Here is an 11933-nt window from a genome sequence, read left to right as displayed (position 1 = left end):
CAAACCTGAATGGCTTGCTACGCTGACATTTATTACCACCTCTAAGGGAAAACCTTGCCGCGGTTGAGCAGGTTTTTAGGGTCAAAAGCGAGCTTCAAGCGTTTCATTAAGGCTATTTCGTTGTCAGTGCGGGAGCAATGTAAGTATTTAAGCTTATCTAAACCAATGCCATGCTCAGCAGAAATCGAGCCAGCGTAAGGTTTTAGCTGCTGATAAACAATGCTTTGCACTTGATGCTTAGTCTGCTCATCATCGCTACCTACACAAATGCCTAAATGTAAATTACCATCACCTAAGTGACCAAATACAATGAATTTTGCATGGGGCCACTGCGTCATAATTTGGCTTTCAACTTGCTGAATATATTGCTCCATGTTGGCAATAGGCAGGCTAATATCAAAGGCAAACAGTGGGTTTAACTCGCTGATGACAGTGTCAATATCATCCCTCATGGCCCATAACTGTTCACGCTGACTTTCTGACTTAGCAATTGCGGCGTCCACTAAAATATCTTGCTCTAACGCAGCCATTAGCGCTTCTTCAAATTGCACGGCGTCGCGCTCGGCGTTATGGCCTGTGGCTTCAATTAACACGTAATATGGATAGCCACTGTCGATAACCGTATTGTGCTTGTCTGAGTCGGTCATTAATTGATAAAAATTGCCCCACATCACTTCAAATGCCGATAGCTGACCATTTAAGTGACTGTTGAGTAATTTCAGTAGCTTGGCAACAGCATCAAACTGGGTTGCGGCGACAATGGCAGTATTGCGACTGCTGGGCAAAGGGTGCAGGCGTAACACGGCTTTAGTGACGATACCTAAGGTGCCTTCGGTGCCGATAAATAGCTGTTTAAGATCATAACCGGCGTTATTTTTTAGCATACTGTTTAATGACGAAATAACCGTGCCATCCACTAAAACCGCTTCTAAGCCCAAGACTTGTTCACGCATCATGCCATATTTAAGCACGCTATTACCGCCAGCATTGGTGGCAATATTTCCGCCAATAGTGGCGCTGCCTCTGGCGCCTAAATCCAGAGCAAATAACCAATCTTCTGTGGCGGCTTTTTCTTGCACTACTTGTAGCGGCACGCCCGCTTGCACTGTCATAGTGCCCGCTTGATTATCGATGGACTCAATCTGAGTCATGCGCTCTAACGAAATCGCAATATCGTCAGCTGTTGCATAGGTACCATTGACCAATCCGGTTAACCCGCCCCAAGGGATGGTGGTTTGATCCTGCTGGTGGCAAAGGCTCATCACCTTAGATAGCTCTTCGGTTGAAGCAGGGCGCACTATGGCCAGTGCTTGGCATTGTCCTTTGCCATAAGAGTAAGCAGGCCTGTTGGCAACGTCATCCCCAAGGATAATGCCTTTATCACCTACGATAGCGGTTATCTTTTTTATAATATCTATCATATTCACTCTCTGTAGCTATGTATTAGCTAACTTCTTTAAATTGAATGGCTGATTTATCTGGGCCATGGGTAAATTGATGTAATAGCTTTCCTTTGGCCATGAGTGTGGCGCTAATATTGTTTTCTTTAATATGGCCAAAGCCTTTAATCATTTGCGGTAGCTGAGCGATTTCAATGGCGAGTGGTAAATTATCATGATTCAGGTTTTCGATGATATGCTTTATATCTGCTTGATAATCTATAATTAACTGCCTTTCCATCTTTCTTTCATTGGTATAGCTAAACATATCTAGTTTAGAGCCGCGCAAAAACTTAAATTTAGCCAACACTTTAAACACCGTTAAGATCCATGGGCCAAATTCACGCTTAATAGGCAAGCCAGTATCAGGGTGTTTTTTGCTAAACAAAGGCGGTGCAAGAGAGAATTTAACCTTAAAGTCGCCGTCAAAATCATTGTGTAAATTTTGCATAAGCGTCGCTGAGCTGTGCAGACGCGCCACTTCATATTCGTCTTTGTAGCTCATTAATTTACTCAGATTAGTGGCTACCGCTAAGGTTAAGCGGTCAGAATTTTCAGCCACAGCTTTTTCTGCTTGGCTGACTTGTTCAATAAACTCACGGTATTGTTCGGCATAGGCATTACTTTGATAATGACTGAGATGCTCAGCCCCATCTTCAATGGCGCTAAAGGCGGTGGTCGCAATATTTTGCTGGCTGTCAGTGGTCAGTAATTGCGAGAAAAATTCAGGATTAAAACACAATAATCGGCCTAAATTTAACGCGTTGAGATTAAAGTCAACACTCACACCATTAAGGCGTAAAGCGTGTTCAACTGAGGCAACTGAAAGCGGTAACGCCCCTTTTTGCAGGGCAAAGCCCACCACAAATAAATTAGCGCCTATGGTATCTCCCATGAGTTTTTTGGCGATGTTAGAAGCATCGATAAAATCGACATTATCGCAGCCTAATAATTGGGCTAACGATTGCTGCTCTTTAAACTCAGTGGGGATCGCTTGTGGGTTTAATTGAAATATTGCTGGTGGCGCAATGGCAGCATTACCAATCAGGCGAGTTTGTTGGTAAGTAATGATTTTAATAATGTGCTGATCTAATGTGGCCAGTAAATCAAAGGCTAAAATTAAATCGGCGCTGCCAGTATCAATTTTAGGGCTAAATAATCGCTCAGGTGAGTTGGCAAATTTAAGATGGCTGTAAACCGCGCCATTTTTTTGCGACAAGCCGGTCATGTCGTAAATTGAGCAGGCTTTATTATCAATATGAGCTGCCATGCCTAATATCGCCCCGACAGTGATCACCCCTGAACCGCCAATCCCTGCAATCATGACATTGTAGTTATCATCAATGTTACACGCGGTAGGCGCGGGAATCGTGGCAAACACATCTGCTGAAATCGCGGTGGCAGCGGCCTTTTTCGGGGTGCCACCAATGACGGTAACAAACGAAGGACAAAAGCCTTTATTACAGCTGTAATCTTTATTACAACTGGATTGATCTATTTGACGCTTGATGCCTTTCGAGGTCACTTTAGGCTGCAAGCTCACGCAGGTTGACTGAACTGAGCAATCGCCGCAGCCTTCACACACGTCAGCATTAATGTATAAGCGTTTAGTTGGATCAGCAATTAAGCCACGTTTACGGCGACGACGCTTTTCTGCTGCACAAGTTTGCTCGTAAATTAATACGGTGCAACCTGCTATTTTGCTGAGCATGGTTTGCACCATGTCTAAGCGGTCACGATGATAAATCTCAACGTTTTTGGCGATGTCTGGGTTATTGGCGTATGCCTGTGGCGAGTCAGTGACAATCACACATTTACTAATGCCTTCATGGGTCACTTGTTGGCTAATTTCAGCGACGGAGATTGGCCCATCCACTGGCTGACCGCCAGTCATGGCAACGGCATCGTTATATAAAATTTTATAGGTGATATTGACCTTGGCCGCGATGGCTCCGCGGATTGCCATTAAGCCAGAGTGATAATAGGTGCCATCGCCTAGGTTTTGAAACACGTGGTTGGTGTTAGTGTATTTGGCTAAGCCCACCCACTGCATGCCTTCACCGCCCATATGGCAAGGGATCATGGTGTCTTTGCGATAAAATGCTGCCATGGCGTGACAGCCAATACCAGCCATAGCGATACTGTTTTCAGGTACTTTTGTGGAGGTGTTATGGGGGCAACCAGAGCAAAAGTAAGGGGTTCTAGGTAAGCTGGTGGCGCAACTTTTAGGGTCAAGCTTTGAGCGTAAACGCACAATTGCGGCGTCAACCTTGGGGTGAGTTTGACCATTAATGCGCAGGCGCTCAGCGATGATAAAGGCCAGTGTGAGTGGCTCTAACTGCACATCGGCACTGACGAGCGCGAGGCCATTTTCATCCTGTTTACCAATAACCCGTGTGGCACCTTGTTTGCCAAACAGGATTGATTTTATTTGCTCTTCAATAAAGGCGCGCTTTTCTTCAATAACCAGTAATTCAGGTTGCTGCTGGGCAAAGTCGGTTAATTTGCTGGGCTCGATGGGCCAGATACAACCTAATTTGAATACCGATAACCCCAGTGTTTGCGCAAGATCATTGTCGATCTCTAATAATGCCAGGGCCGACATTACATCGTTATAGGCTTTACCGGCAGTGACAATACCCAGACTTCTTTGTGAGGCGTTGTCATTTTTGGCTATGCGAACCTGATCAAGATTATTGGCTTTAATAAAGCGATGCACCAAGGGCAAGCGGTGAGTAATGACATTGGTTTCATTGGTTTGCGGCGGGATAAAGCCACTGGTTTTGAGATTGATGCTGTCTGTGGGGGTGTCATCTCGACTAGGACGTTTGATATCTATATTGTCGAGATTAATATCAATGGTAGCGGTTTGTTCCACTGATTCATTCACACATTTAAAGCCTACCCATAAGCCGCTATAACGAGACAGCGCCCAACCTAAAATACCATAATCGATAAATTCGCTGACATCGGCAGGGTAAAGTGAGGGAATAAGATTTGCCGCTAACGCTTGTTCACTTTGATGTGAAATAGTCGATGATTTACCAGGATGGTCATCACCGTAAACCACCAACACGCCGCCATGTTCATGGGTGCCAGCATAGTTTGCATGTTTAAATGGATCGCCACTTCTATCAACACCGGGCCCTTTGCCATACCACATGGCAAATACGCCATCGACATTAGGCTCGGGTATGGTGTCGAGTAACTGGGTGCCCCAAATCGCCGTTGCAGCTAGGTCTTCATTGACCCCAGGTTGGAAGGTGATGTTATGTTGATCTAAACGCTTTTTGGCTTTCCAGATATAACTATCTAATGCCCCTAGTGGCGAGCCTCGATAACCTGAAATATAACCCGCGGTATTCAAGCCTTGGTTTTTGTCTAATTGCGCTTGAATTAGCGGTAATCGAACTAAAGCTTGGTTGCCGTTTATAAAGATACGACCAGATGTATTGTTATATTTATCTTCTAAAGTGATGTCACTATGTTTCATCTGCTCTGTTCCTTCGAGTCATATTTGGTGTTATCAATCGATTTTTAGGTTAGAACATGTGAATTATGATGACTGCAATATAGGTGACATTTGTTAAATAAATTCAAAATTAGGCTTTTGTAAGCCTTGCCGCTGTGATGATAAAAATCGCTTTTTTCATTAAACAAAGCTGATATTTAGCATATAGTGAAGCCTTAACAGCATTTAAAAGGAGTTCAAATGATCGCCAGTGTATCGGGGTTATATATCGCTTTAACGGCCATAATGGCCATTTATTTTAGTTTACGAGTGGTAAAGCTTAGAAAAGGGCTGAAGATTGGTATTGGCAATGAGGGTAATCAAGAGTTAATTATTGCAGATCGCGTGCACGCTAACCTTGTGGAGAACGCGCCATTTGCGCTGCTATTAATCTTGGTGGCTGAAGTGAATGGGCTTTCAGCACCGTTTTTACATTTGTTTGGCAGTTTGTGGTTATTCGCGCGCTTGTTACATGCCATTGGCTTAACGCAGGGCAAAGGCGGTTATCATTTTGGCCGCTTTTGGGGAGTATTAATCACCTGGATAATTATTGTCAGCTTAGCCGTGGTTAATATCGGTTTATTTCTAGGCTTATGACTGAGTACTTGATAAGGTGGGAGTTTTACTATTCCCACTGTATTTATAAGGTTTTTTATTTTTAGTCATCAATAAAAAAATTTCACATCTGCTGCTTTTTTAGTCACACTTACTCATCGCCAACTGGTATACTCCGCGACCGTTTATCGACGTATCCATCAATTTTAGGTTACACACATGCAAGTTGAATCCACGTTATTTAATTATCCAAAGTTCTGGGCAGAGTGTTACGGCACAGCTCCCTTTCTTCCGATGTCTCGCAAAGAGATGGATCAACTTGGATGGGATAGCTGCGATATTATTATCGTCAGTGGCGATGCTTATGTGGACCACCCAAGTTTCGGCATGGCGGTTATTGGCCGTATGCTTGAAGCACAAGGGTTTCGAGTCGGTATTATTTGTCAGCCAGACTGGTCAAATAAAAATGACTTTATGAAGCTAGGTCGTCCGAACCTGTTTTTCGGTGTAACCGCCGGCAACATGGACTCGATGATCAACCGCTATACCGCAGATCGTCGCATTCGCAGTGATGATGCCTACACCCCAAACGATGAAGGCGGTAAACGCCCAGATCGCGCGGTAACCGTTTATACCCAGCGTTGTAAAGAAGCCTTCAAGGAAGTGCCCGTGGTGATCGGTGGTATCGAGGCCAGTTTACGCCGTATCGCTCATTATGATTACTGGTCTGATAAAGTGCGCCGAAGTGTGATATTTGATGCTAAAGCCGATATCTTAATTTACGGTAATGCCGAGCGCCCGCTGGTGGAAGTGGCACATCGCATCGCTAATGGCGAAAAAATGGCTGATTTGCACGATATTCGTGGCACCGCAGTTATTCGTCATGAACCTTTGCCCGGCTGGAAAGGCATGGATTCGCGCAAATTAGATCAACTACACAAGATTGATCCTATCCCCAATCCTTATGGTGCTGATGATGTCGGCTGTGAAAAATTATCCGGCCCAACCGATAAAAAGATTTTTGATAATGATGCCCCTAAAGCCATCAGCGTGCAGCCGCCAAGACCTAAGCCGTGGGAAAAAACCTATGTGCTACTGCCAGCTTATGAAAAAGTGGCTGACGATAAATTCTTGTATGCCCATGCTTCACGTATTTTGCATCAAGAGCAAAACCCGGGTTGTGCCCGCGCGTTATTTCAAGCTCAAGGAAATCGCTCTGTGTGGGTTAACCCGCCAGCGTGGCCATTAAATACTGATGAAATGGATGCGGTGTTTGATTTGCCGTATCAGCGCGTACCGCACCCAAGTTATGGTAAAGCGGTGATCCCTGCTTACGACATGATTAAAACCTCGATTAATATCATGCGAGGTTGTTTTGGTGGCTGTTCGTTCTGCTCGATTACCGAGCATGAAGGGCGCATTATTCAAAGTCGCTCGCAAGAATCTATCATCAAAGAAATTAAAGATATTCAAGACAAAGTGCCGGGCTTTACTGGGGTTATTTCAGATTTAGGTGGCCCAACCGCTAACATGTATCGCCTCGGCTGTACTAGCGTCAAAGCAGAAACCACTTGTCGACGTTTATCCTGCGTATATCCCTCAATTTGTGGCCATTTAGGTACCGATCATAAACACACCATTGATTTATATCGCGCCGCCCGTGACGTGCCGGGGATTAAAAAGGTTCTGATTGCATCAGGTGTGCGTTATGACTTAGCCACAGAAGATCCTCGCTACATTAAAGAGCTGGCTAAGCATCATGTGGGCGGCTATTTAAAAATCGCCCCAGAGCACACTGAAGATGGTCCACTAAGCAAAATGATGAAGCCGGGAATGGGCAGTTATCATAAGTTTAAAGAGCTATTTGATCATTACTCTAAAGAAGCGGGTAAGAAGCAGTATCTTATTCCTTACTTCATCTCAGCACATCCGGGGACCACCGATGAAGATATGCTGAATCTAGCCCTGTGGCTTAAATCAGAGAAGTTTAAGCTTGATCAAGTGCAAAATTTTTATCCATCGCCAATGGCCAATGCCACCACCATTTACCACACTGAGCTTAACTCATTGAAGAATGTGAAGCACACCAGTGAACAAGTGACCGTGCCTAAGAAAGGCCGTCAGCGCCGCTTACACAAAGCGCTGCTGCGCTATCATGATCCTGCAGGCTGGCCACTTATTCGTGAAGCCTTAGCTGCCATGGGTAAAGAGCATTTAATTGGTAATGGGGTGCAACATATTGTGCCACCAGAATCACGTAATGAGCGCCAAGGTTTTGGGGCTAAAAACCGTGGTGGCAAAAATGATGGTAGTAAGACGGCTTTCACCCGTTTTTCTGGTAATCAGTTTGCGGATAGAGACAGCGGTAAAAAACCGACCAAAGCCAACAAAGCCAAAGCGGCTGGCGAAAAGCAAGAAGGCGGCAAGTCATCTTCAGCTAAAAAACCAGCTAATGCCAATAGCGCTAACAAAGGCAAAGCTAAAACAGGCTGGTCACAGAAGAAGCAGCCATTTAGCAATAAGGCGAATGCAAAAAATAAATCTTCAAATAGTAAGGGCGCTAGATAAGCCGCTGAGCTAATTTGAAATTGTTAACTAGAAAACCGCCAATAGGCGGTTTTTTTATTTCAGGTTAAATTAAACAATCACTGTTAGTCTGCAAGCCTAGTTCATTTGCTTTAGGGTATCGCCCATGGTTTAAATGAATGATTAAAAACTAAAATAAATACCCCAAGGAATAATAATGAAAAAAATATTGGCCACTGCTGTATTGAGTTGTCTGATCCCCGCTACTGCTATGGCACATGGCAGTCATGATCATGATGAATCTACCACTTACGCTAGTGTACAAGACAGTTACTTTGATGCGCTTGCTGTGCATTGTGGTAAAGCGTATGCGGGTGAGGTGACTGCGGGCAACGAAGCTGATTCAGCTTTTAGCAATAAAGCATTAATCATGCACGTACGTGAATGCAGCGATACTGAGCTTAAAATTCCTTTTCATGTGGGTGACGATCACTCTCGTACTTGGGTTATCACCAAAACCACTTCAGGCTTGCGCTTAAAGCATGATCACCGTCATGAAGATGGCACTGAAGACAAAGTCACCATGTACGGTGGCGACACTGCTGACATGGGCACTGCAACTGAGCAATCATTTCCTGTCGATGCTGAATCAATTGCTAACTTTAATGAAAATGGCTTAACAGCGTCAGTGACTAACGTGTGGCATATGTACATTGAGCCAACAGTCTTCACTTATCGTTTAACCCGCGAAAATCGTGATTTTCGCGTTGATTTTGATTTAACCAAGCCAGTGGCATTACCGCCAACACCTTGGGGTCATGAGTAAGTATCGCTGAAGCCATACATTGCTTACAGTGGCAAGTACTTGAAGTGCAATAAATCAGGCTGCCAAGGTAGCCTGATTTATTGATCATGATTAATTGAAAGGGCAGTGATTTAAAGTCTATGTAAATTTAGTTTTTTGTAAGTCATGGCTATTTAGCATCAAAACTAAATGATTGGCCTGCGATAGCCGCCTCATACATCAATCCGCCTTTCGCGGCAGTGAAAACCGCCATGCCATTCATATAAGCAGCATTAGCTGCTGTACGGTTGCCTGCATTGCCAGCCCCTGCTGAGTTACCTGTTGAGCCCACTTGTGCATTGGCGCCAACAGTAATGGCCACTGCAGATGCCTGGGCGCTAAACTCAAAGGTACCACTGGTAAAGTCGTTATAGGCTTCAGCATCTTTAAAGAAAATAATTTCGCTATAAGCTTGTCCACCTAATTGGAAGCCAATAGAAAGTTGTGACACGCTTGAATCACCACTATAAACACCACCTTTATATACCTTGCCTGAGCCGTAGGCCGCACCGATACCAAAGCCGCCTTTACCCACTGTTGGGTAAATCGCATAGCCGTAGGCACTATCAAAAAAACCTTGTACTTCGGGGGCCTTTTTAAAATCGGCAATGGCTTCGGCGTATTTGTCAGCGTGAGCTGAGCTGGAAAATGTCAGTCCGATAAGCACGAATGTGACCGCTAGCAATGACAATATATTTTTCATAAAAACTCCTGTGATAAGCAAACTTTAGTGATGATAGCTTTAGCATAGCAAACCCAAGCTGAACAAAGCTGTAATAAAAACGCCTAATATTGCTACTAGGTGCTTAAAACTAACATGAGTTCAGTTGGTGCTGAGTATTTAAATGAGTGGTGTTGTTATTTAAATCTAGCAGTGAGTAAATAACTCACTTAATATCCTCTTTAATTGAGCTTGTTTGTACAGGTGTTGGCTCAGGCTGTGGCCTTTATCTGGCGAAGTTAATTTCACTTAGTTTTTGGGACTGACTTGTTCTCTAAGCCCTGATCTGAGGCTTTGTCATCACTGATAACACTTCTTAAATAATCAAGTTCTTCATTATCCAGTAGCAGCTTGGCACTATGATGCTGGGGTGTTTTATTGACCTTGATACGTAAAAATACCAGTCGGGTCACTTGGTGTAGTCCGTATATGGCAAACCCATAAATGGTCGCTAATAGACATAATCTGACGATGCCAACAGCATAGCTAGAAATAGTGTCACCAAAATAGAAGGGTAATAACACCAATACCAATCGTAAAACCCAATTAAGTAAAATGCCGCCAGTTAGCAGTAATAACCACCTAAATCTAACATTTTTTAAGCTTTGATGTTTGTCGACTCTATGACGACTTAACGCGCTAATGATAAGGAAAAAATAGATCCCGCTTTGAATTAAAATAATGGCAGGCATGACTAGGGCTATTTTATTAATGGTGACTAATTCACTGATGTTGTTGACTTGAATATGGGATGCATCGGGAACCATACCAATATTGAACGATACAGTGACAACAATAACCGCCATGGAAATTAGCGTAGTAAGTATATGTTTGACGAAATTGAGGTCAGAGGTTTTAATTTGTAAACACGCTTTGCAATAGCTGTACAGTAAGGGCATCAGTAAGAAGTAAAATGGCACCATTAACGTCATCATAAAATGAATTTGAATTGGGGCGTTTTCGCGGGTGATACTGGCTGAAAAAAAGAATAGCGAGATCAGAATAAATAAGGCGCCCAGTAAGCGATTACTATGGCTGGTGCTGCTGTCGTTATTAGCAAAAATATAGCGGACGTAAAAACCTACTCCCAAGCAATGTATGCCAGCGAGTAATGATAGCCAAATATACGCCTGTGAAAAAAACTGATTAATTACGATGGCCAATCCCTTTGTTTATCGTTAAGTCATATCTTAAATCACGCTTTATCAAGCAGCATTATTATGTTTTTTCTGTTTTCTCATATGACGGTTTGACGCCGCTTCGGGCGGTTTGCCAGGTGCGGGCTTTCTTTCTGCGAGCAAATGCGTTATCGCCATAATAGGATGGGGAAGCAGCATTCTTGGGCCAGAGTAAATCATGATTTCACGCACTTTTTGTTTCATGTGCGGTTTGTAGCAATGCACAGGACATTTGTTGCATGTCGGCTTTTGTTGACCATAAGGACAGCGATCTAAGCGTGTTTCTGCGTATTCAAGCAATTCAATGCAATCTGGGCACAAGCCTTGGCTATTTTCCGTTTGTAACGCAATTTGATGATGAGCCCGGCAATAAATTTTTGCCATAGCATTCATTGTGTTGAATTCATATAACAGCTTGCCTGATAGGATCGCGCTTATTGTCATGTGTTAATACCATAGTAAATCACTCGGGTATGGCTAGTTTACCTAATCACAGTCTGTTTATTCAATTCAATGCTTAATAAGCTTGAACTAGAGCACATAAAAACAAAAGCTAAAAATAATGTCAGCTTATTGTGTTAACGAGCATAAAAGCGACATAAACACTTGATTTTTGTCCTAAGAATAGCTTATTAATATTAGTTCAGCTTGTTTAATTTTCAAGCAGAAAAATGAAGCTTCCTTCTTCGGATAGGCTAGGAATGGTAAACTCCAAAACTATTCAAATGCACACAGCATGACACAAATATGGTGTTATAAATGATTATTAAAATTATTGTCGTTGTTTTATTGGTTTGGCTGGGTATTTATCTTTATCGTCGAACCCAAACCGTTGCTAAGCAAGAGCTAGAGCAGAAAGAACCAACTCAGGCAGATCCGCAGCCAGAAGCTGAGATAACAGATATAGCCTCAGGCCCATCTGAGATTGAGTCAGCACCGCAAGATAATACTGAACTTGAGACTGAATCAATAGCTCAAGAATTAGAACCAAGCCCTGTGCAAGATGAAGATACTGTAGTCACTGCCGTAGATGAAGTTGAAGCAACAGTTGAACAAATAGTCGAGACTGAGTCTTATGAGCTGCCAGAGCCAGAGCCAGAGCCAGAGCCAGAGCCAGAGCCAGAGCCAGAGCCAGAGCCAGAGCCAGAGCCAGAGCCAG

General features: G+C 43.6%; 8 protein-coding genes and 1 pseudogene. 4 read left to right on the top strand and 5 right to left on the bottom strand.

Annotated elements, in window-relative coordinates; translation table 11 throughout:
* Positions 1–41 precede the first annotated feature (41 nt).
* Complete coding sequence (locus Q4591_RS15590; RefSeq protein WP_303461802.1) at positions 42–1421, bottom strand: FAD-binding oxidoreductase; 1380 nt, start codon at positions 1419–1421, stop codon at positions 42–44.
* Between the two features lie 22 nt (positions 1422–1443).
* Positions 1444–4932 carry an indolepyruvate ferredoxin oxidoreductase family protein gene (locus Q4591_RS15585; protein ID WP_303461800.1) on the bottom strand — a complete coding sequence of 1163 codons (3489 nt, stop codon included), beginning with the start codon at positions 4930–4932 and terminating at the stop codon, positions 1444–1446.
* A 219-nt stretch (positions 4933–5151) separates the two neighbouring features.
* Here Q4591_RS15585 and Q4591_RS15580 point away from each other — a divergent pair, with 219 nt between their 5' ends.
* The 3 genes from Q4591_RS15580 (at position 5152) to Q4591_RS15570 (ending at position 8857) form a co-directional block, all read left to right on the top strand.
* Positions 5152–5547, top strand: a complete 396-nt coding sequence (locus Q4591_RS15580; RefSeq protein WP_102440300.1) for an MAPEG family protein — start codon at positions 5152–5154, stop codon at positions 5545–5547.
* A gap of 177 nt (positions 5548–5724) precedes the next feature.
* Positions 5725–8073: a YgiQ family radical SAM protein gene (locus tag Q4591_RS15575; protein ID WP_102440299.1), complete on the top strand. Its 2349-nt coding sequence runs from the start codon at positions 5725–5727 to the stop codon at positions 8071–8073.
* A gap of 229 nt (positions 8074–8302) precedes the next feature.
* The gene (locus Q4591_RS15570; protein ID WP_241901006.1) at positions 8303–8857 is read left to right on the top strand and encodes a hypothetical protein; all 555 of its coding nucleotides are present in this window, start codon (positions 8303–8305) and stop codon (positions 8855–8857) included.
* A 148-nt stretch (positions 8858–9005) separates the two neighbouring features.
* Here Q4591_RS15570 and Q4591_RS15565 read toward each other — a convergent pair whose 3' ends face one another.
* The 3 genes from Q4591_RS15565 to Q4591_RS15555 all read right to left on the bottom strand — a co-directional run bounded on the left by Q4591_RS15565 (position 9006) and on the right by Q4591_RS15555 (position 11218).
* Positions 9006–9578, bottom strand: a complete 573-nt coding sequence (locus tag Q4591_RS15565) for a YSC84-related protein (protein ID WP_102440297.1) — start codon at positions 9576–9578, stop codon at positions 9006–9008.
* Between the two features lie 263 nt (positions 9579–9841).
* Positions 9842–10687, bottom strand: coding sequence for a hypothetical protein (locus Q4591_RS15560; RefSeq protein WP_133126568.1), 846 nt, complete (start codon positions 10685–10687; stop codon positions 9842–9844).
* A gap of 114 nt (positions 10688–10801) precedes the next feature.
* Complete coding sequence (locus Q4591_RS15555) at positions 10802–11218, bottom strand: nitrous oxide-stimulated promoter family protein (protein WP_102440295.1); 417 nt, start codon at positions 11216–11218, stop codon at positions 10802–10804.
* Between the two features lie 315 nt (positions 11219–11533).
* Here Q4591_RS15555 and Q4591_RS15550 point away from each other — a divergent pair.
* Positions 11534–11933 (top strand): annotated as a pseudogene (locus Q4591_RS15550) (hypothetical protein); the annotation flags it as partial.

The organism is Shewanella sp. 3_MG-2023 (assembly GCF_030548765.1).
GTDB lineage: Bacteria > Pseudomonadota > Gammaproteobacteria > Enterobacterales > Shewanellaceae > Shewanella.
This window is presented reverse-complemented; position numbering and strand designations above follow the sequence as displayed.